The organism is Sphingomonas sp. SphC10, from assembly GCF_057004845.1.
In genome coordinates, this window is record NZ_CM168044.1 from 3,309,405 (window position 1) to 3,330,558 (window position 21,154).

The 21,154-nt window shown below is 67.4% G+C and carries 17 protein-coding genes; 13 read left to right on the forward strand and 4 right to left on the reverse strand.

The genetic code is table 11. The features are described 5' to 3' along the window. Nucleotides 1-3 precede the first annotated feature (3 nt). Nucleotides 4-2,415, forward strand: coding sequence for an ABC transporter permease (locus tag ACWKSV_RS15245; protein ID WP_076714747.1), 2,412 nt, complete (start codon nt 4-6; stop codon nt 2,413-2,415). Between the two features lie 553 nt (nt 2,416-2,968). Here ACWKSV_RS15245 and ACWKSV_RS15250 read toward each other — a convergent pair. After that, the gene (locus tag ACWKSV_RS15250; RefSeq protein WP_237243510.1) at nt 2,969-3,388 is read right to left on the reverse strand and encodes a DUF2721 domain-containing protein; all 420 of its coding nucleotides are present in this window, start codon (nt 3,386-3,388) and stop codon (nt 2,969-2,971) included. Between the two features lie 219 nt (nt 3,389-3,607). On the opposite strand from ACWKSV_RS15250, the gene ACWKSV_RS15255 reads away from it, so the two are divergent. The 3 genes from ACWKSV_RS15255 to ACWKSV_RS15265 all read left to right on the forward strand — a co-directional run bounded on the left by ACWKSV_RS15255 (nt 3,608) and on the right by ACWKSV_RS15265 (nt 8,360). After that, on the forward strand, nt 3,608-6,103 hold the full coding sequence (locus tag ACWKSV_RS15255) for a DegT/DnrJ/EryC1/StrS family aminotransferase (protein ID WP_191864734.1): 2,496 nt from the start codon (nt 3,608-3,610) through the stop codon (nt 6,101-6,103). Next, nucleotides 6,100-7,179 (forward strand): glycosyltransferase family 2 protein, encoded by a 1,080-nt coding sequence (locus tag ACWKSV_RS15260; protein ID WP_076714749.1) that lies wholly within the window; start codon nt 6,100-6,102, stop codon nt 7,177-7,179. Before ACWKSV_RS15255 ends, ACWKSV_RS15260 begins: the two co-directional genes overlap by 4 nt. 449 nt (nt 7,180-7,628) lie before the next feature. Beyond that, nucleotides 7,629-8,360 (forward strand): phosphatase PAP2 family protein, encoded by a 732-nt coding sequence (locus ACWKSV_RS15265; protein ID WP_237243512.1) that lies wholly within the window; start codon nt 7,629-7,631, stop codon nt 8,358-8,360. On the opposite strand, the gene ACWKSV_RS15270 is transcribed toward ACWKSV_RS15265, so the two are convergent. Both ACWKSV_RS15270 and galE read right to left on the reverse strand, forming a co-directional pair. Beyond that, a complete protein-coding gene (locus ACWKSV_RS15270; protein WP_076714751.1) occupies nt 8,337-9,176 on the reverse strand; it encodes an HpcH/HpaI aldolase/citrate lyase family protein in 840 nt (279 codons plus the stop codon). The two genes, ACWKSV_RS15265 and ACWKSV_RS15270, sit on opposite strands and share 24 nt — an antisense overlap. 4 nt (nt 9,177-9,180) lie before the next feature. Next, nucleotides 9,181-10,185: a UDP-glucose 4-epimerase GalE gene (galE, locus tag ACWKSV_RS15275; RefSeq protein WP_056431964.1), complete on the reverse strand. Its 1,005-nt coding sequence runs from the start codon at nt 10,183-10,185 to the stop codon at nt 9,181-9,183. Between the two features lie 79 nt (nt 10,186-10,264). Here galE and msrA point away from each other — a divergent pair, with 79 nt between their 5' ends. Further along, complete coding sequence (gene msrA / locus ACWKSV_RS15280) at nt 10,265-10,804, forward strand: peptide-methionine (S)-S-oxide reductase MsrA (protein ID WP_056431961.1); 540 nt, start codon at nt 10,265-10,267, stop codon at nt 10,802-10,804. A 260-nt stretch (nt 10,805-11,064) separates the two neighbouring features. On the opposite strand, the gene ACWKSV_RS15285 is transcribed toward msrA, so the two are convergent. Further along, nucleotides 11,065-12,000 (reverse strand): L-threonylcarbamoyladenylate synthase, encoded by a 936-nt coding sequence (locus tag ACWKSV_RS15285; RefSeq protein WP_076714753.1) that lies wholly within the window; start codon nt 11,998-12,000, stop codon nt 11,065-11,067. Between the two features lie 68 nt (nt 12,001-12,068). On the opposite strand from ACWKSV_RS15285, the gene ACWKSV_RS15290 reads away from it, so the two are divergent. The 8 genes from ACWKSV_RS15290 to ACWKSV_RS15325 all read left to right on the forward strand — a co-directional run bounded on the left by ACWKSV_RS15290 (nt 12,069) and on the right by ACWKSV_RS15325 (nt 21,150). Continuing rightward, nucleotides 12,069-12,887, forward strand: a complete 819-nt coding sequence (locus ACWKSV_RS15290; RefSeq protein WP_076714755.1) for an arylamine N-acetyltransferase family protein — start codon at nt 12,069-12,071, stop codon at nt 12,885-12,887. A gap of 443 nt (nt 12,888-13,330) precedes the next feature. Then, nucleotides 13,331-13,642, forward strand: coding sequence for an STAS domain-containing protein (locus ACWKSV_RS15295; protein WP_056431953.1), 312 nt, complete (start codon nt 13,331-13,333; stop codon nt 13,640-13,642). Beyond that, nucleotides 13,639-14,007 carry a response regulator gene (locus tag ACWKSV_RS15300; protein WP_056431950.1) on the forward strand — a complete coding sequence of 123 codons (369 nt, stop codon included), beginning with the start codon at nt 13,639-13,641 and terminating at the stop codon, nt 14,005-14,007. The genes ACWKSV_RS15295 and ACWKSV_RS15300 overlap by 4 nt, the downstream gene beginning before the upstream one ends. Continuing rightward, nucleotides 14,004-15,974 (forward strand): chemotaxis protein CheA, encoded by a 1,971-nt coding sequence (locus tag ACWKSV_RS15305; RefSeq protein ID WP_076714757.1) that lies wholly within the window; start codon nt 14,004-14,006, stop codon nt 15,972-15,974. The genes ACWKSV_RS15300 and ACWKSV_RS15305 overlap by 4 nt, the downstream gene beginning before the upstream one ends. A 4-nt stretch (nt 15,975-15,978) precedes the next feature. Next, complete coding sequence (locus ACWKSV_RS15310; RefSeq protein WP_056431945.1) at nt 15,979-16,476, forward strand: chemotaxis protein CheW; 498 nt, start codon at nt 15,979-15,981, stop codon at nt 16,474-16,476. Between the two features lie 352 nt (nt 16,477-16,828). Further along, nucleotides 16,829-18,631 carry a methyl-accepting chemotaxis protein gene (locus ACWKSV_RS15315; RefSeq protein WP_191864733.1) on the forward strand — a complete coding sequence of 601 codons (1,803 nt, stop codon included), beginning with the start codon at nt 16,829-16,831 and terminating at the stop codon, nt 18,629-18,631. Nucleotides 18,632-18,760: 129 nt separating this feature from the next. Then, nucleotides 18,761-20,668, forward strand: coding sequence for a methyl-accepting chemotaxis protein (locus tag ACWKSV_RS15320; RefSeq protein WP_076714761.1), 1,908 nt, complete (start codon nt 18,761-18,763; stop codon nt 20,666-20,668). Continuing rightward, on the forward strand, nt 20,665-21,150 hold the full coding sequence (locus ACWKSV_RS15325) for a chemotaxis protein CheW (protein WP_076714763.1): 486 nt from the start codon (nt 20,665-20,667) through the stop codon (nt 21,148-21,150). The genes ACWKSV_RS15320 and ACWKSV_RS15325 overlap by 4 nt, the downstream gene beginning before the upstream one ends. Nucleotides 21,151-21,154 lie beyond the last annotated feature (4 nt).

Sequence of the window (21,154 nt, forward strand, 5' to 3'; positions counted from 1 at the left end):
ACGATGAACAGCTTTGCCCTGACCTCGTTCTATCGCTCGATCGCCCGTCACAAGCTCTATGCCGCCCTCAATATCAGCGGTCTGGCGGTGGGGATCGCGGTATTCTTCGTGCTGTCGCTCTATGTGCGGTTCGAGACCAGCTTCGAGCGCTGGCTACTGCATCACGACCAGATCTATCTGGTCCAGAACGACTGGAAGCGTGCCGACGGCCCCTATTTCGGCCGGTTCCCCGATACGATGGGCGGTCTGCTGGACGAGATGCGGCAGGATTTCCCCGGCCTGATCGGCACCCGGTACATGGGCGGCAAGGAGGGGGGCAGCGTCATGCGCGGCGGCATCGCCCAGCTGGAGGATATCGCGCAGGTCGATGCGTCCTTCTTCCAGGTGTTCGACTTGCCGATGGTGGCAGGCGACAAGGCGACCGCACTTGCCGATCCGATGAGCGTGGTGATCAGCCGGTCGACGGCGCGGCGATTGTTCGGCGATGCAGATCCGATCGGCCAGACCCTGACCCTGATGCTGGACGAAAAGTCCACGCGCCGGGTGACGGGCGTGTTCGAGGATCTGCCCAAGACGACCGACTTTCAGTTCGCCATCCTGACCCGCCTGTCGACCTATCACCCCGAAGAATGGTGGACCCGTTGGGGCAGCGGATCGGTGCAGACCTTCCTGCGCTTTCCCGACGCGGCGGCGGCGAAGGCGTTCGCGAACCGGATGCCGAGCTTTATCGACCGACGCGGGGCCCGCGATCTGGGGCGGGACGCGTCGGCGAAACTGGGCCTGCCGCTCTTGCCCATTACGCGCCTGCACCTGGAGCCGTCGAACGGCGAGAGCGGCGGGCGCAAACAGACCCTGGTGACGCTGGGCGTGGTCGGTGTCCTCACCCTGCTGATCGCGGTGGTGAACTATATCAACCTGGCGAGCGCCCGGGCGGGCCTGCGGGCGCGCGAAGTGGCGATACGCAAGGTGCTGGGCGCCGACCGGGCGACGCTGATCCGTCAGTTTCTGGGCGAGGCGATCCTGGCGGTCGGCGTGGCCGGACTGCTCGGCCTGATCCTGGCCGAGATCGGCCTGCCGCTGGTCAATGCGGCAGGCGGGCTGTCGCTGGCCATGCCCTATGCCCTCGTCCTTCCGGTGCTGTCGGTGGTTTCGCTAGTGGTCGGCACGGCGGCGGGTTTCTATCCGGCGGTGCTGCTGTCGCGCTTTCCCGCCGCCTCGGTGCTCGCCTCCGCGCGCGCGCCGGGTGGCGGACGCGCGGGGGCGCGAGCGCGCGAGGCATTGGTCGTGTTCCAGTTTACCCTGGTCATCGCCTTTCTGATCGGCACCGGGGTGCTGGTCGCGCAGACCCGTCACCTTCGCACCGCCGATCTGGGCTTTCGCCGCGACGGGATGCTGATTCTGCCCTGGGTCAGCTATGTCGATGCCGCCAAGCGCCCGGCGCTGATCGCCGCATTCAAGGCGGTGCCCGGTGTCGATATGGTCGCGACCGCCGACACCGCCGTGGGGCGGCTGGGGAACAACAATGCCGAAAATGTCCCCATTGCGGGACGGCCGGGACCGGGGCCGTCGCTGCGCCAGATCAATGTCGGCAGCGATTTCTTCGGGCTCTATCGGCCCCGCCTGCTCGCAGGACGCTTCTTCGACGACGACCACCGCACCGATGACGGGACCGACCAGAAGCGCGGCGACCCGCGTAATATCGTCATCAACCGCCAGGCGGTGACCGCGCTGGGCTTCGCCTCGCCCGAGCAGGCGATCGGCAAGACCGTCGGGCAGGAGCATTTGTGGACCATCGTCGGTGTTATCGACGCGCTCCGCTTCTTTTCGCCCCGTGCGCCCGATCAGCCGACCATGTATTTCTACACGCGCGGGATCGTGCACTGGCCCTCGGTCACGGTTCGCTTCACCGGCGATCCGCGCACGGTCCTGACAGCGGTGCGCGCTGCGTGGCAGCGGGTCGCGCCCGAGGCACCGTTCAAAGGCGACACCAGTATGCAACTGCTCCAGACCTATTACGATGCCGATGAACGCGCGACGCGGCTGTTCGGGATCGGCGCGGGGCTGGCGGTGCTGATCGGCTGCGTCGGCCTGTGGGGCCTCGCCTCGTTCAACACGGCGCGGCGGGTGAAGGAGGTCGGCATCCGCAAGACGCTGGGCGCATCCTCCGCCGATATCGTGCGTCTGCTGGTAGGGCAGTTCCTGCGGCCGGTCCTGATCGCCAATGTCATCGCCTGGCCGCTGGCCTATGTCACTATGCGGACCTGGCTGGCGGGGTTCGAGGACCGGATCGCGCTATCGCCGCTCTACTTCGCGGGAGCCAGCCTGCTCGCCATCGCCATCGCGGTGCTGACCGTGCTGGGCCAGGCCCTGCGCGCCAGCCGCGCCGCCCCCGCCTGGGCACTGCGCCACGATTAGGGATCGGCGCCCGCCTATCTCGGTGCCGTCGACCGGGCCGCAACGCACAGCGACGGCGGCGGCGCCACGGGCATCGACCTGATCCTTCACCGCGCTTGGCACGAAACCGGCGCCAGTCAGGTGCTCGGTGTGAGCGGCGTACCATCATTCGACCGCATGGTCCGGTACAAACCTACCCGGGTCATGCCGAGCGGCCCACCCATGCTCGGCTTGGTCTAGGCGCAGGATACCGGACATCCCGATATCCGCATCGAATAGGCCAGGCGTGCGACATGTTGGTCATGCCTCAAAATCGCCTCGGGAAGGGTGGTCGACATACCCTTTCCGACAGGTCGCGGCCGCGCATCCTGGAAATTTTGGGACCTTCGCTGCATTAGGGAACGACACGTGGCGGCCCATCGGACCGGCAGTATGCGTGCCTTGCGCGTGCATTAAGGGGCAGTGTCTCGTCGCGGCTTGCACTGGCACGAGGAGCGTTGCGGTATAATGTAGCAGGTACTTGGCGGTTCAGACGAAGTCCCCTGTGACAAAGTTAAAGCGCCGCAGCGACCGATCAGCCTTCGCCATGATCGTCGCGAAGCGCGCGCCCCGCGATCGTGATCTCCCCGACGAAACATGCCAGCCCTGCCACCGCGCAGATCAGGCCGCCGCCGAAAAAGAAGAACAGCACCCCCGCATGACGCGAGTCGCGCAGCGTCCCCAGGAACAGGGTGATCGCCGCGCAGCAGGTCATCGCGCCCGCCGCCGCGGTCAGGGTGACGGCGATGTCGAGGATTTTCGAGCGCAGGCGCAGGCGGCGCATCTCATAACCGTTCGTCCGGCCATCCCTCTTCAACCCCTGGATACGGTCGCTGATCCGCCCCAGCCGAGTCGCAAAGACGTTCAGCAGCGATCCCACGGCGGTCAGCAGGAAGATCGGCGTCAGGGCCAATTGGATGACGCGGGCAGCGGCGTTCAGGGGTTCGGTCATCATGGCTCGCTTCTCGGAAGATCAACGATCGAACAAATGGCGCCAATGTTCCCGGGATAAGCATCGCCGGAGGATCGCCGCGGGCCGGGGCCAGTATAAAGCGGCGGGACGTCTCTCCCGAAATGGGATGGCGGGGACGATCGTGTGATCCCAATCATCTTGTGCTAAGAGCTTTTTAGGACGGATATGGAAAAGACGGGGCGTTTTCAGGGGGAAAGGCAGATGGAATTTCCGCTCATCGCGCCGCGACCGCCCCGGCTGTCCGAACAGATGGAGGGCCTGAAGCGGATCGAGGCGTCCGGCCAGTTCAGCAATAACGGCCCCGAGGTCCGCGCGCTGGAGGCCGAGATGGTCGCACGGCTGTTCGACGGGCGCGGTGCGGCGCTGGCGGTCGGCAATGCGACGCTGGGGCTGATGATCGCCATCCGGCAGGCGGCGGGGCTGCATCCCCGGCCCGGCACGCTCGCCATGATGCCCGCCATGACCTTTGCCGCGACGGCGCAGGCGGCGATCTGGGCCGGGCTGACCCCCCTGATCGTCGATATCGACCCGCAGGACTGGACCGCCGATGCGGCCGAGGAAGAGCGGATGCTGGCGCAGCATGGCGGCCGGATCGGTGTCGTCGTGCCCTATGCGACCTTCGGCACGGTCATCGATCTGGACCGCTATGCCTGGCTGGCGCGGCGGTACGAGGTCGGGATCGTCATCGATGCGGCGGCCTCGCTGGGGACGCTGGACGAAGCGGGGCGGGGCTTCGGCACGGGGGCGCCCTTTGCGCTGGTCTATTCGATGCATGCGACCAAGACCTTTTCGGTCGGCGAGGGCGGGCTGGTCTATAGCGGCGATGCCGACCGGATCGACCAGCTGCGCGCAATGGTGAATTTTGGTTTTGAGAGCGGGCGCAACGCGACCCTGCCGGGCATCAACGCCAAGATGCCCGAGATACTGGGCCTGATGGCACGGAGCAAGCTGGCCGAACTCGATACGATCTGTAACGCCCGCGCCGCGCTGGACCGCGAATATCGCGCGGCGCTGACCGGGCTGACATGCCAGCATGGGACGGCCAGGCGGCAGGCGACTCAGTTCATGCCGGTGCTGCTTCCCCCCGAACTGGCCTCGCGCCGGACCGCCATCGCCGAGGCCCTGGCGGCGGACGGGGTCGGGACGGGGCAGTATTTCAGCCCGCATCTGGGGGAGCAGACGCTGTTCCGCGACACCGCGCTGGTCGAGGCGACGCCGGTGGCGGATGACGTTTCGGCGCGGATGCTCAGCCTGCCGATCACCGATGCGATGCGGCCCGGCGATGCGACGATCGTGGCCGGGCGGCTGATGCGCGCGATCGCGCGTGTTGCTGCCGATGCCGGGTCAGCTGGGGCAGGGCAGGCGCGCGGCGACGCCGTGCTGGGCTGCGTGATGATCGGCGGCGGACCGGCGGGCACCGCCGTGCTGACCGCCGCGAGCAAGAAGGGATTGCTGGAGCGGCTGGCTGGCGACGGCCTCGTGCTGGTCGAGCGGTCGCCCCATGTCGGGCCGGGCGCGCTGGGCGGCTATGCGATCCGTTCGGACACCACGGCGGAAACCTTCCTGTCGGCGGTGCGCGGCAACCCTTATCCCGAACTCGCCGCGCTGGAGACGCATCCGGCCGGGCAGATGATGGCGCGGCATTGCGGGGCGCTGGGCGCGCCGCTGGCCGAGACCGCGCCGTTGCTGGCGGCGACCGCGCAGCGGCTGCGCGGCATCGTGACGGCGCATGGTGGTGAGATCCGTAGCGATACCGAGGCGCTGAGCGCCCAAGCCACGGCAGACGGGCTCTGGCGGACCACCATTGTCGGTCGCGAAGGGCAGCGCATCCTGACGTCGCGCCATCTGGTCGTGGCGACCGGCGGCTACCAGACCGATGCGCATGTCGCGGACAAGAGGGTTGCGGGCGCCAGCCTGGGTGAATTGGCGGGTGACCGGCTGATGCGCTCCGACTTGTTGTTGCGGCGGGGCGGGGTGGAGGCGGTGGCGGCACGGCTGGCCGACCGGCGCGCGCCGCGCGTGGTGATCGTCGGGGCCTCGACCAGCGCGCTGGCCTCGGCGGTGCAGCTGCTCAAATGCCATGACCTGCCCTGGGGCGCGGGCGCGATCACTTTGATGGTGCGCACCCCGCCCAAGCCCTTCTTTCCATCGGTAGAGGCGGCGGCGGCGGAAGGCTTCACCGACTTCACCGCCGACGATATCTGCCCGGTCAGCGGATTCGTGCTGCGCCTTGCCGGGCTCCGGCTGGAGTCGCGCGAGTTGGTGATGCGGATGCTGGGCCTGGGCGGACGGACTCCCGACCCGCGCCTGCGCCTCCACCGGATCGCGGGAGAGGACGATGCCGAGGCGCGTCGGATCATCGGCGAAGCCGACCTGGTGGTCGGGGCGCTCGGCTATCGTCCGCGCGCGCTGCCGCTGTTCGACGTCAACGGACAGCCGATCGCGCTGGCGCACCGCGCGGGGCGACCGATGGTCGACCGGCATTGCCGCGTCCTCGACGATCAGGATCGACCGGTGCCGGGCGTCTTCGGCATCGGCCTTTCCGCCGGTTTCGTGCCTTGGGGTGCGCTGGGCGGGGAGAAAAGTTTCCGAGGGCAGGCCAATGGCTTGTGGCTCTGGCAGAATGATGTCGGCCAGATGATCGTCGACCAGCTGCTCAGGCAGGATGCAGCGGCACGGAGCAGCGCGGCGGCATGAGCGATCCGGTCGCCGATCCTGTCGTCAGCGTCGTCATCCCCGCCTATAACGGCGCGGCGCTGATCGGCGAAACGCTGGCGAGCCTGGGCGAGCAGACGCTGACCGCCTGGGAGGCGTTGGTCGTCGATGACTGTTCGTCGGACGACACCCGCGAACTGGTGCGGAACTGGCCCGATCCCCGCGTTCGCCTGATCGAAAATGCGGTCAATGGCGGTCCGGTGACAACGCGCAACCGCGGATTTGCCGAGGCGCGGGGGCGCTATCTGGCGGGGTTGGACCAGGACGATCTGTGCCGCCCGGAACGGCTGGCGCGGCAGGTCGCGTTTCTGGAGGCGCATTCCGATATCGTGCTGGTCGGCACCCAGACCGAGCAGCTGGTCAGGCGGCGCGTGCTGCCCATGGACTATGCGCCGCACACCACGCCCGAACTGATCGCCTGGCTGAGCTGGATCGAAAATCCGCTGGCATGGTCGACGGTGATGGTCCGCGCCGATGTCGCGCGGCGGCTCGATCCCTTCACCCGGCCCGAAATCCTTTATGCCGAGGATTTCGACCTGTATCACCGCATCGGCGCATTCGGGCGCATCGCGCGACTCGATGAGCCGCTGCTGATCTATCGCCAGCACGAAGGCGGTGCGTCGAAGCGGTTCACGACGATGATGCGCGCCAGCGCGACGCGGGTGCTGGCCGAGGCACATGCGGCGCTGCTTGGCGACGATGCGGACGAGGTCGCGCGGCTGCTGGTCCAGCATAATATGGGGGGTGTGCCGGTCCCGGATGGCGCAACCCTGCGCCGCCTGGGGCAGGCCATCGCGCAACTCCAGAGCGCGTTCGTCGAGCGGTTCGCGCCCGATGCGCAGAGCCTGACGCTGATCCGCTGGGAAACCGCGCGACGCTGGCGGCAAATGGCGCGGGCGGCACTGCGGGGCGGCCAGGTCACGCTGGGCGATGTGCTGGCGTCGCGGCCGCCGCATCTGGGGCTGGGCTATGCCGGTGTCGACGATCTGCTGCGATGGCGCGCGATCGGTATGGCGCGGCACCTATATCGGAAAGGGCGCGCCCATGACCGGGACTGATCCGATCAAGCCCGAGCCATGCGCCGTTTCACGTGGCAATCCCCAGCCGCGGAAAGCCCCGGGGATTGCCCCGACCTGTCTTAGAAAAGGTGCTCGATCAGCTTGGACGCGCCCAGGGCGACGCCGCCGACGGCCAGCCAGCTCGATACCGCACCGATGGTCAGGATCATCAGGCGATCGATCGGCGAAATCATGTGCTCTTCCATGGTGGTGCAGTCCTCTCCCGCCAATCGTGGTCGTCGGCGTGCCTCATTTATGAAACAGAACTGGTTAACAGACAAACCCGTTTTTCGAATGACGCTGATCGATCGGGCCGTTTCTGAAAGAGCTGTCGGCCATTCAATGGCTTGGCCATGACGAAAAGCTCATCCAGCCCCGGTCTAAAAGCCTGATTCGCTTGCCCTTGAAGAGCATTCGCCACAAAGGCCGGGCATGACGAGGCCATTCCCATGATCGATCAGACCCGTTTTTCGGGCGGCGATTCGTCGCGCGACGAATCGCGTGATTCGCCGCTTGCCGCCCCGCCGCGCCTGTCGGCCATGCCGATGGCATTGCGCGGGGCGGCGGCGGGGGCGGTGGCGCTCGCGCTGTTGCTGCTGTTCGGACTGGCGGTCGATCACTGGCCCTTCGACTGGGATCGGGCGATCCTGACAGGCTTGCGGACCCATGCGTCGTCGCCGGGGCTGCGCGCGGCGGCGGTGGATTTCACCGCGCTGGGCAGCGTGCCGGTGCTGGTCCTGATGGTGGCGGGCGCGGCGGTACTACTGCTGGCGCGCGGCTGGTGGCTGCTGGCGCTGATGACGGCGCTTTCGGGGATCAGCGGCGGCGCGGTCGTGACCTGGGTGAAGCTGATGGTCGCGCGCCCGCGGCCCGACCTGGTGCCGCACTGGGTCGATGTTCACAATGCCAGTTTCCCCAGCGGCCATGCCGCGGGCAGCGCGATGGTCTATCTGACGCTGGCGGCCCTCGCGACGCAACTGACCGATCATCGCCGGGTGCGCCATGCCATTGTGGGGATCGCGGTGCTGCTGGTCGGGGCGATCGGGGTCAGCCGTGTCTATCTGGGCGTGCACTGGCCGTCCGACGTGGCGGCAGGCTGGAGCTTCGGCACGATCTGGGCACTGGGCTGGTGGTGGGCGACGGCGGCCGCCCGCCGGTCATGGGTGGCCGACCGCCAGTAACGCCTGCGCCGCCTTCAGGTGCGGTGCGTCGAGCATCTTGCCGTTCAGCTGGAGCACACCGGCCCCCGGATTCGCCGCAAACAGATCGACGATCGCCTGCGCGCGCGCCAGCTCCTCGGGAGAGGGGGTGAAGGCGGCGTTGATGACCGGCACCTGCCTGGGATGGATGGCCATCATGCCGGTAAAGCCGTCGCGCCGCCCGCGCGCGGCATAGGCGGCCAGCCCGTCCAGATCGGCGAAATCGGGATAGACCGTCTCGATCGCCGCCACGCCCGCCGCATGGGCCCCGAACAGGGTCAGCGACCGGGCGAGCTGATAGGGAGCGGTATAGCCGCCATCCGCCTCGCGCGAGGTGACGGCACCGATCGCGGCGGGCAGATCCTCCGCGCCCCAGGTCAGCCCGGCGAGCGGCAGCGGCGATCCGGCATATTCGTGCAGCCGGAACAGCGCCATCGGCGTCTCGGTCGCGATCGGCAGGATCGGGATATGCGCCACCCCGCGTGCCGCCAGCGCATGCAGGCTGACCAGCCCCTCGGCCTTGGGCAGGACGATGCCATCGGGCCGGGCAGGCAGGATCGCGGCCAGATCGTCCGCCGCCAGTGGGCCATCGACCGGGTTGATGCGCACGAACAGCTGCACGCCGGGCCGACGCGGTCGGTCCAGGAACCGCGCCACTTCTTCGCGTGCGCGCGACTTGGCATCGGGGGCGACCGCATCCTCCAGGTCCAGGATCAGCGCATCCGCGCCCATCCCCAGCGCCTTGGCCATCCGCTCGGGCCGGTCGCCCGGCACGAAGAGAAGCGAGCGCAACCGCACCGGATCAGCGGCCCATTTCGGCCAGCTTGCGCTCCCAGGCCAGCGCGTCGCGAACGATGCCTTCCAGATCGTCCCGCTCGGGCCGCCAGGACAGGGTGGCCAGGATCGCGCCATTGTCGGCGACCAGCTCGGCCGGGTCGCCCGCGCGGCGGCCTTCCATGCGGCGCTCGATCGTCAGGTTGGTCACGCGGTCGACCGCATCGAGCACCTCCAGCACCGAGAAGCCACGGCCATAGCCGCAGTTCAGCGTGTGGCTCTCGCCCGGCTGCTCGACCAGCAGTTCCAGCGCGGCGACATGCGCGGCGGCGAGATCGGAGACGTGGATATAGTCGCGCACGCCGGTGCCGTCGCGGGTGGCGAAGTCGGTGCCATAGACGCCGACGGCGTCGCGCTTGCCGATCGCCGCCTCGACCGCGATCTTGATCAGGTGCGTCGCGCCGACCGTCGACTGGCCCGAACGGCCCTGCGGATCGGCGCCCGCGACGTTGAAGTAACGCAGCGCGCAATAGTTGATCGGATGCGCGGCGGCGACGTCCTTCAGCATGATCTCGGTCATCAGCTTGGACATGCCGTACGGGTTGATCGGCGCCTTGGGATCGCTTTCCTTGATCGGCACCCGCTCGGGCGTGCCATAGGTGGCGGCGGTCGACGAGAAGATGAAGTGGGCGACGCCCTCTGCCACCGCGCTTTCCATCAGCGAGCGGCTGGCGGCGGTGTTGTTGCGATAATATTTGAGCGGGTCAGTGACCGACTCGGGTACGATGATCGAGCCCGCAAAGTGCATGATCGCGCGGACCCGGTGCTCGCGGATCGCGGCACGCACCGCGTCGTCGTCGGCGACATTGGCCACGACCAGCGATGCGCGCGGATCGACCGCCCAGTCGAAGCCGGTGACGAGATTGTCGAGCACGACGACCTCATAGCCTGCATCCAGCAGCGCCAGCACGGCATGGCTGCCGATATAACCGGCGCCGCCCGTCACCATCACCTTACCGTCGATCGTCGCCATCACTTTTGCCCCAAGTCGCTGGATTGCCGTGGCCTAGCCGCTTCCTATCTAAGCATACAAGACGACAAGGAGATTCCGAGTGACCGAATATGTAACGCTGGCCGGGGGCTGTTTCTGGTGCACCGAGGCGGTGTTCAAGGACGTGATCGGGGTCGAATCGGTCGAAAGCGGCTATATCGGGGGCACCGTGCCCAACCCGACCTACAAGCAGGTGTGCGGCGGCGACACCGGCCATGCCGAGGCGATCCGCATCGGCTTCGATCCGGAGCAGCTGGCGCTGGGCGATCTGCTCGACATTTATTTCGCGACCCATGACCCGACGCAGCTCAATCGCCAGGGCAATGACGTCGGCACGCAATATCGCTCGGCGATGTTCCCGGCGGACGAGACGCAGGAGGCCGCGATGAAGGCCGCCGTCGAGCGGGCCCAGGCCGGGCTGGACAAGCCGGTCGTGACCACGATCGAGCCGATGGCGCAGTGGTATCCGGCGGAGGATTACCATCAGGATTATTGGGAAACCTCGGGCCGGTCGAACCCCTATTGCATGGCGGTGATCCCGCCCAAGCTGCAAAAGCTGCGCAAGAGCTTCGCCGCGCGGTCGAAGGCGGTGACGGCGTAAGGGATGGGGCGGGGCTGGCGCCGCTCGCTCTGCCCCTGCCTCCGTTCAGCCTGAACGGAGGCCTTGGGTTAATCCCAACATCCGTTCAGCCTGAGCGTAGTCGAAGGCCATGCACGGACCTTCGCCCAAAAATGCCCTTGTGGCATCGAGCATCCCTTGGCCTTCGACTTCGCTCAGGCTGAACGGGGGGTGGGGGCTATCCCCCAAGTCCGCTCGCACCGAGCGAAGTCGAAGTGCACACCGCGAACTCGGCCCAGACCCTAGCGCGTCGCCGCCCGCCGCAACCGGTCGTTGATCGCCTCGCCGATGCCGTCCGCCGGGATCGGTGCCACCGCCAGCCTCGCACGATCGCTGGCATCGGCGCGGTGGAGTGCATCGAACAGGTGCGCCGCCGCCTCGATCGGATCGCCGCGTTCCGACAGGCTGTCCTGCCCGCGCACAGCTCCGAAACCGATCAGCCACTCGTCCGCCGCCGCCTGGGTGACGTTCAGGCGCAGAGGCTTGCGCGGCGCATAATGGCTGGCAAGCTGGCCCGGCGCGGTGACGATGGCGGGGGCTTCCGGGCCTTGCTCCACATCGCCCAGCACCGCCGCCAGCATCGCCGCCGTGACCGGGCCGGGACGCAGGATGGTGCGGCCCGAGACGATGGTCGATTCCAGCCCCGCCTCGGTCGCACCGTCATCGAGGACCGGCACCGCCGGCCCCAGGCTGGCACGAACATGGGCGGCGCGGGTCGGACTGATCCCGCCGCTGGCATTGGCGGAGGGGGCGGCGAGCGGGCGGCCGGTCTCGGCCAGCAGGGCCTGCATCGCGCGGTGGCGCGGCACGCGGATCGCGACCGTATCCAGCCCCGCCGTGACCAGCGAGGCGATCCCCGTCCCCGCTTTCAGCGGCTGCACCAGCGTCAGCGGTCCCGGCCAGAAGGCGCGGGCCAGCGCCAGCGCGTCGTCGTCGAAGTCCGCCAGCGCCAGCGCCGCCGCCAGATCGGGGACATGGACGATCAATGGGTTGAACGAGGGCCGCCCCTTCGCCGCATAGATCCGCGCCACCGCCTCGGCCGCCGTCGCGTCGGCGGCGAGGCCATACACCGTCTCGGTCGGCACGGCGACGATGCCGCCATCCAGGATCACCGTCGAGGCGGCGCGGATCGCATCGGGGCCGAAGGGCAGGGTCGGGTCTTTGAGGGGAAAGGTCATGATCGCCCCGGCCTATATCCCCTGGCGTGCGGTGACAGAAGGGGCCGGGCCCCTTAAAGGACGCACGCATGTTCGATCTCGATTCCTATCTCGCCCGTATCGCTCTGCCCTCGCGCGTGACCGTCGATGCCGAAGGGCTGGGGCGGCTGCAATGGGCGCATCGCCAGGCGATTCCGTTCGAGAATATCGATGTCCGGCTGGGCCGTGCCATCGCGATCGACAGCGCCGGGGTCTTTGCCAAGCTGGTGACGGCCAAGCGCGGCGGCTATTGCTTCGAGCAGAACCGCCTGTTCCTCGACGCGCTGGCGGCGCATGGCTTCCATGCGCGGCCGCTGCTCGCGCGGGTCTGGCTGGCGGCGACCGACGTGCCGCCGACGACCCACACGCTTAGCCTCGTCCATATCGATGGACAGGACTGGATCGCCGATGCGGGCTTCGGGGGCAGCTATCTGCCGTCCATGCCGTTGGTCGAAGGGGCCGAGGCGACCGCGCCCGACGGCGCGCTGTTCCGGCTGGACCGCGATCCGCAGCATGGCTGGATGGTGCTGCGCAACGGTCATCCCGGCCTGACCGATGGCCGCGCGACGGGCGAGGGGTGGCAGCCCCAGTACAGCTTCACCACCGACCACGTGTGGGACGCCGACCTGGCGCTGGCCAATCACTGGACCTCGACCGCGCCGGAGAGCCGTTTCCGTCAGGCGACGATCGTCAGCATCGTTCTGCCGCGCGGCTTCGCGGCCCTGACCGACCGGCATTATCGCCGCCGCGTGGGGGAGGATGAAACCGCCGCGACGATCACCGATCCGCGGGTCTATCGGATGCGGTTGAGCCTGATGTTCGGCATCGACCTGAGCACCGAAGACGCGGGTACGCTGTTCAGCGAATAACTGATTCGTTCTTATGCCGTCATGATCCGGCATCCGGATCGGGTTAGACAGATTATTGCTTGATCCATGTTAGTCGTCGGCTGGCGGGTGGTGCCCATGTACCGCTCGCCCAGGTGACGGCTGCCCTCGTGATTCCGACGATATGCAAGGTGTTGCACGTGGCAAACGGGCCATGGTGCAGCCATTCCCCATTTCCGTCATATGTCTTGTATATTTAAGTCGGATTTTACCATTGCGCGATACACCCCCGAATGAACTTGGGGGACATAAGAGATGATCGGGTGCGATGAGCCCCGGCTGGGACTGAGGGGGTTCAGCCGAGCGATTCCACTCGCAGGCCGTGATGTACACGGCCCAGTCGGCGTTGATGCGTATTTCGTGAAATATTGATGGGGCCGCAGGGCGATCCTGCGTGTCCGAACCTTTGACCTGAAGGAAAGATCATGTCGATCACCATGGTGATGGCAAGCGAGGATGTGTGCCTGCCGACCATCGGCGCTTTGGCCGAAGATTTGAAGAACGCGATCGCCCCTGACGCGACCGTCCGGCTGGACCTGTCCGGCGCCGCCTCACCGGACCTTAGCGTCATCCAACTCGTCCAGGCGGCGCGTGTCCATGCGGCGGCGGCGGGGTGCGATTTCGCGCTGTCGGCACCCGCCGACGCGACGCTTCACGCCCTGCTGACCCGCGCGGCCTTCCTGCCCGCCTCGGTCGACGACACCCAATTCTGGCTTCACGGAGATACCGCCCAATGACCGCTTCCATCCTGACCGTCGACGACAGCGCGAGCCTGCGTATGGCGATCCGCATCGCCCTGACCGGCGCGGGCTATACGGTGACGGAAGCCGCCGATGGCGCCGAGGGCCTGGCCAAGGCGACCGGGACCCGGTTCGACCTGATCGTCACCGACCTGAACATGCCCAATATGGACGGTCTGGAGATGATCCGTGCGCTGCGCCAGCAGCCCGCCCAGGCGGGCGTGCCGATCATCTTCCTGACCACCGAGTCCGATGACTCGATGAAGGCGCAGGCCAAGGCAGCGGGCGCGACCGGTTGGCTGGTGAAGCCCTTCCAGCCCGAACAGCTGATCCGCGTCGCCCAGAAGGTCCTTGCGCGATGAGCGGCGAAGATCCGACAGCCGCCTTTCGGATCGAGGCGGGCGAGCTTCTGGAGCAGGTCGAACAGGGCCTGCTCGACCTGGGGCACCGGCTGGACGACATGAACCTCGTCAACGCCGTGTTCCGTGGCCTTCACACGCTGAAGGGCTCGGGCGCGATGTTCGGCTTCGATGCGCTGGCCGCATTTACCCATCACTGCGAGAGCGCGTTCGACCGCGTGCGCAAGGGCGATGTCCGTGCGACGCCCGACCTAGTGTCGGTGATCCTGTCGGCGGCGGACCATATGCGCGCGCTGGTCGATGGCGACGCGCCCGCCGCCCATGGCCAGGCGATCCTGGACCGGCTGGCGACGGCAGTCGATGCGGCCGCCGGTATCTCGGCCCCCGTGGCCGCGCCTGCCCCGCGCAAGCAGGGCTGGACCCTGTCCTTCCGCCTGCCGCCCGACGCGATGGCCAATGGCACCAGCCCGCTGGCGCTGCTCGACGAACTGCGCGAGCTGGGTGAGGCGACCATCGTCGCGACCTTCGACACGCTGCCGGCGCTGGACGATCTCAACCCCGGTCATTGCTTTGTCGGCTGGGACTGCACGCTGATCGGCGACATTTCGCGCGAGGCGATCGAGGACGTGTTCCTGTTCGTCATGGACGATATGGACATCACCATCACCCCGCTGGCGGTCGAAGAGGCCGGGGAAGCGGACGTGGCGGCGGCCCCCGAACAGGCGCCGGTCGTCGTCGATGCGCCGGTGGCGGCCAACGACATCACGCCGCGCGCTGCCTCGGCCAACCGGGCGCAGGGCGAGCATGTCCGCGTGCCCGCCGAGCGTCTCGACGAGCTGATGGACCGGGTCGGCGAACTCGTGATCGCACAGAGCCGTCTGTCGCAGCTGGCGGGGCATGGCCACGACCTCAGCCTGCGGTCGGTCTCCGAAGAGATCGAGCGTCTGGCGGGCGAGATGCGTGACACGATGATGATCCTTCGCATGGTGCCGGTGTCGACGCTGTTCGGCCGTTTCCGCCGCCTGATCCACGATCTGGCCAACGAAACCGGCAAGGCGATCGAGCTGGTGACCGAAGGCGAGACGACCGAGGTCGACAAGACCGTCATCGAGCGCCTGTTCGATCCGTTGGTCCACATCATCCGCAACAGCTGCGACCATGGCCTGGAAAAGGCCGAGGACCGGATCGCGGCGGGCAAGTCGGCCAACGGCGTCATCCGGCTGAGCGCGCATCAGGCGGGCGGCGAAGTCCTGATCACCATCACCGATGATGGTCGCGGCATCGATGTCGAGCGGGTCCGCGCCAAGGCGGAGGCCAATGGCCTGATCCAGCCGGGCCAGGTGGTCAGCGAGGACGAACTGCTGGGCCTGATCTTCCACCCCGGCTTCTCGACCGCGGCGCAGGTCACGAACCTGTCGGGCCGGGGCGTCGGCATGGATGTGGTCAAGCGCACGATCGAAAGCCTGCGCGGCTCGATCGACGTGAAGAGCGTGTCCGGCCAGGGCTCGACCATCACGCTGCGCATCCCGCTCACGCTGGCGATCATCGAGGGGCTGCTCGTCCGCGTGGGCGAGGGACGCTATGTCATCCCGCTCGCGGCGGTCGAGGAATGCCTGGAGCTGTCGCTGGAGGAGGATTTGCGCTCGCGCGGGCGCAGCATCATCACGCTGCGCGAACGCCTGGTGCCCTTCCTGCGGTTGCGCGACCTGTTCGAGACCGGGACCAAGCCCGACACCTATCAGAAGATCGTGGTGGTCGGCACGGGGGCGGAGCGCGTCGGACTGGTCGTCGACCAGATCGTCGGCAACCACCAGACGGTCATCAAGGCCATGTCGCCCCTGCACCGCAACGTCGCGGCCTTTGCGGGCGCGACCATCCTGGGCGACGGTTCGGTCGCCCTGATCCTCGACATCGCCCAGCTCATCGCGATGAGTCAGCCCAGGGAGGAGCGGCGTCTGGCCGCTGGATAAGCCCATGCCCTATCACAAAGTACCCAATTGGACGCCCGAGAACGGCCTGGAGGTCCTGACCTTCGGCCTGGGCGGCGAGACCTTCGCGCTGGAGGCGGGCATCGTCCGCGAAATCCTGGACATGATGCCGGTGACGATGGTGCCGGGCGCCGATCCGCTCGCCGCCTCAGTGATCAACTTTCGCGGCCGCATCGTGCCGCTGGCCGATCTGCGCGGCTCGTTCGGGATGGAGGCACATGCCAACACCGCTGACAGCCGGATCATCGTGATCGAGCTGGACGTGAATGGCGACCCCTTTCTGATCGGCCTGACCGCCGACCGGGTGAACGAGGTCACGGTGCTGCACGCGGGGGATGCCGAGGAGGCGCCGGTCATCGGCATGCGCTGGCCACGCGACCATGTCCGCTGCCTGGTGCGGCGCGAGGGCGACCTCGTGGTGTTGCCGGACCTGACGGCGCTGTTCGCCCGCCTGACCAGCGACGCCGAGACCACCATCCACTGACCCCTAACACAGAGTGCGTCGGACGCCTTTGAGGCCATGAGCATGCGATAGCATTTCGTATCGACGCCTCTGCAAACGGATCGGACTGCACCGGGTCGGGTTATTTATCATGGCCATCCCGGTGCAGCCCCCCGGCGGGAAAATTCCCGCCCCGGGAGCGACCGTATCGCATTTCGCGGGACCGCCCCGGCACGATGCCGAATGGCGAGATCGCCGCCGACGCCCGCGTATTGGGCAGTATTCCTGACATTCCTGCCGGATCCTTGTCCGGCCTGTACGACCATTCATCGGGCGTCCGACAGCGTGTCGGCGTTTCACACCACCATCGATATTTTCGGGGAGGATCCTGATCATGCGAGCCACGATAAAAATGAAGCTGGGCGCGACATTCGCGCTGATCGTCTGCCTTCTGCTGGCGGTCGTCGGCGTCGGCGTGATGAAGATGAGCGCGCTGAACACCGCGATCACCGATGTCATCGCCGGTCCGTCGAAGCGGCTGGAAATCGCGCTCAGCGTCAACGAGCGGATGAACCGGGTGCTGCGGTTCGAAAAGAACATGGCACTGACGGATGATAATGCGCTGACCCGGAAGTTCGATGCCGAGGTCCTGAAGTCGCGCAACGAAACGCGCGAGCTGATCGCCGCCGGTCTGGCCATCTCCACGACGGAGGGCAAGCCGCGTTGGATGCAAGTTCAGTCGCTGTTTGACCAGTATGTGCCGATCAACGATCAGATCCGCACCTTGGCGCTGGCCAACGACAATGCCGAAGCCGGACGGATTTCGGTCACCAAGTCGCGTGAAGTCGCGGGCCAGATCAGCGGCCAGATCGACCAGATCGTCGGCCTTGCCAAGGACGCGATGAAGCAGGCCGATGCCGATACCAGCGCCCAATATGCCAATGCCCGCAATGTCCTGTTCGCCACGGCGGCACTGGCGCTGCTGGTCGCGGTCGGCGGTGCGCTGTGGATTTCGCGTCTCGTGTCGCAGGGGCTGAACAAGGTTTCGGCGGCGATCGACGCGGTGGCGATCGGCGATCTGTCGCAGGACGTGGCCGTCACCTCGAATGACGAGATCAAGGACCTGGTCGACACGGTCAACCGCATGACCGCCAACCTGCGCGAGAGTGCGCAGCTGGCCGACACGATCGCGGGCGGCGACCTGACCGTCCAGCATCAGCCGCTGTCGGACAAGGACGTGCTGGGCCATGCCCTGGTGTCGATGGTCGAGCGTCTGCGCGGTGTCGTGGGCGATGCGACCCAGGCGGCGCAGAATGTCGCGGCGGGCAGCCAGCAGCTGTCGTCCTCGTCGGAACAGGTGAGCCAGGGCGCGACCGAACAGGCCGCCGCCGCCGAGGAAGCCTCTGCCTCGATGGAGCAGATGGCCGCCAACATCAAACAGAATGCCGACAACGCGACGCAGACCGAGAAGATCGCGCGCCAGTCCTCGCAGGATGCCGAGGTGAGTGGTCAGGCCGTGCAGAAGGCCGTGGTCGCCATGCGCACCATCGCCGAAAAGATCGGCATCGTGCAGGAAATCGCGCGCCAGACCGACCTGCTGGCGCTGAACGCGGCGGTCGAGGCGGCCCGTGCGGGCGAACATGGTCGCGGCTTTGCGGTGGTTGCCGTCGAGGTCCGCAAGCTGGCCGAGCGCAGCCAGTCGGCGGCGGCGGAGATCAGCGGCATGTCGTCGGATACCGTCGGTGCCGCGACCCAGGCAGGCGAGATGCTGATCAAGCTGGTGCCCGACATCCGCCGTACCGCCGAGCTGGTCGCCGAGATCAGCGCGGCCTGCCGCGAACAGGATATCGGTGCGGTCCAGATCAACGAGGCGATCCAGCAGCTCGACAAGGTGACGCAGCAGAACGCCTCGGCGTCCGAGCAGATTTCCTCGACCTCCGAAGAACTCGCCAGCCAGGCCGAGGAGCTTCAGGAAAGCATCGCCTATTTCCGGGTCGAAGCCGGTGGCAATCGCAGCCGCGGCAAGGCGGCGGTCCGCAAGCCGCTCGCCCGTCCGGCGGCCAAGTCCGGCAAGTCGGGCAATGCGCCCCGCGCGGGCTCGGTCGCCGATCAGCAGGCCCGGGTGCGCGGCTTCGCGCTGGACCTGACCAATGGCGGCCCGGATGGCGAGGATGCCGAATTCGGGCGTGCCGCCTGAGCCAAGACGATCGGGGGCGGGCGCTGCTCCGCCCCCTGACAGCCGGGATATTCGCGAACATCCCGCCGCTTCGTAGCCCCCAGGCAGGCGAACCGTACGACGCGCTGGTCAACCCTTTAGGACAAGAACATGCTGGGTTCCTTCAATCACCTGTCGATGTCGAAAAAGCTCACCCTCTGCCTTGGCGCGATCATCGCGATCATGGTGGGGGTTGACGGCGTTATCCTGTCCAATGCCGGGCAGGTGAAGGCGACGACCGAAATCAACGAACATACCTATCAGGTCATCGCCACCGCCGACGGCATCGTCTCCAGCATGGTCAATCAGGAAACCGGCTATCGCGGTTATCTCGTATCGGGGAACGAACAGTTCCTGGCGCCCTATCACAAGGGATGGACCGATTTCGCCCATGCGTGGGGCGACGTCCGAGACCTGACCAGCGACAATCCGGTGCAGCAAGGACGGCTGGACGAGATCAAGCGGCTTGCCGAAAGCTGGCATAATGACGTGGCCGAAAAGGCCATTCGCCTGATGGCGCATCCCGAAACCCGCGAGGCCGGGCGCGCGCTGGAAAGCAGTGGCGCGGGCAAGCAGGCGATGGACCAGCTGCGCCAGCGGGTGGGCGAGCTGATCGCGACCGAAAAGGGTCTGCTGGCGCAGCGGCAGGCAGCGCAGCATCAGTCCTTCTCGTCCATCACGCTCGCCATCTGGATCGGCATGGCGGCCAGCGTGCTGGCCGCGATCGGCATCGGGGTGCTGATGACCCGCACGATCGCGCGGCCCATGTCGCGGCTGACCCAGGCGCTGGCGCGTCTGGCCGAACCGCTGGCGACCGAGCGCCGCGACGAGATCGGGCGGATGCAGGGCAGTGTCGGCGCGGTCGAAGGCGCGTTCGACCAGATTTCGACCGTGCTGACCGCCGTGTCGAAGGGCGATACCGGCGTCGGCATGAACCAGCGCTTCGGCGGCCTGACCGATCAGCTGTCCGCCAATCTGGACGCGCTGCGCACCAGCTTCGAGGGCATGGCGAAGATCGCCGAGGAGATTGCGGGCGGCAATCTGAACGTCCAGCCCCGGGCATTGTCGGACAAGGACAAGCTGGGCCAGGCACTGGTGTCGATGGTCGATCGCCTGCGCGGCGTCGTCGGCGATGCGACCCAGGCGGCGCATAATGTGGCCAGCGGCAGCCACGAACTGTCCTCCTCGTCGGAACAGGTGAGCCAGGGCGCCACCGAACAGGCGGCAGCGGCCGAGGAAGCCTCCGCCGCGATGGAGGAGATGGCGGCCAACATCAAACAGAATGCCGACAATGCGACGCAGACCGAGAAGATCGCGCGCCAGTCCTCGCAGGACGCCGAGAATAGCGGCGTGGCGGTGCAGAAGGCCGTGGTCGCGATGCGGACCATCGCGGAGAAGATCGGCATCGTGCAGGAAATCGCGCGCCAGACCGACCTGCTGGCCCTGAATGCCGCCGTCGAGGCGGCGAGGGCCGGGGAACATGGTCGCGGCTTTGCGGTGGTGGCCGCCGAGGTGCGCAAGCTGGCCGAGCGCAGCCAGTCGGCGGCGGCGGAGATCAGCGGCATGTCGACCGACACGGTCGATGCCGCGACCCAGGCGGGCGAGATGCTGACCAAGCTGGTGCCCGACATCCGCCGCACCGCCGAACTGGTCGCCGAGATCAGCGCCGCCTGCCGCGAGCAGGACATCGGCGCGGTCCAGATCAACGAGGCGATTCAACAGCTCGACAAGGTGACGCAGCAGAACGCCACCGCCTCCGAGCAGATTTCGTCCACCTCCGAAGAACTGGCCAGCCAGGCGACGGAGCTTCAGGAGAGCATCGCCTATTTCCAGATCGATGGCGTGGGACGTGCCGTCATCCGGCATACGGCCAGCCGTCCGGCCCAGGCCAGATCGAAGCAGGCTGCGCGCCGCACCGGTTCGGTCGCCGAACAGCAGGCCCGCGCGCATGGCTTCGCGCTCGACCTGAGCAATGGCGGCCCGGACGGCGAAGACGCCGCGTTCGGACGCGCGGCATGAGCGGCGCGGCCGATATCCAGGTCGTGGTCTTCGGACTGGGCGATGAAGAATTCGCGCTGCCCGTCACCACGGTCCGTGAAATCCTCGACCACCGCACCGCATACCGGGTGCCGCACGCCCCCGACTGGCTCCTGGGGCTGACCGATGTGCGTGGCGATTCCGTGCCGATGGTCGACCTGCGGGTTCGTTTGGGGATGCCCCCGGTCGAACCGACGCTGACCACACGGATTCTGGTCGTCGATGTGGCGGGCGCGCAGGGCCAGCCACTGGCGTTGGGCATGGTCGTCGACCGGGTGCTCGATGTTTCGACCTTCGCGGCCGATTCGGTCGAGAGCGCGCCCGACCTGGGCGGTCGCTGGCGATCCGAGCAGATCGAGGCAATCCTGCGGCGGGGGGCGGGCTTCGTCGCGCTGCTCGACCCGGTGCGCCTGTTCGGCGCGGCCGACCTCGACGTCACCCGTGCGGCTGCGATTGCCGCCTGATTCA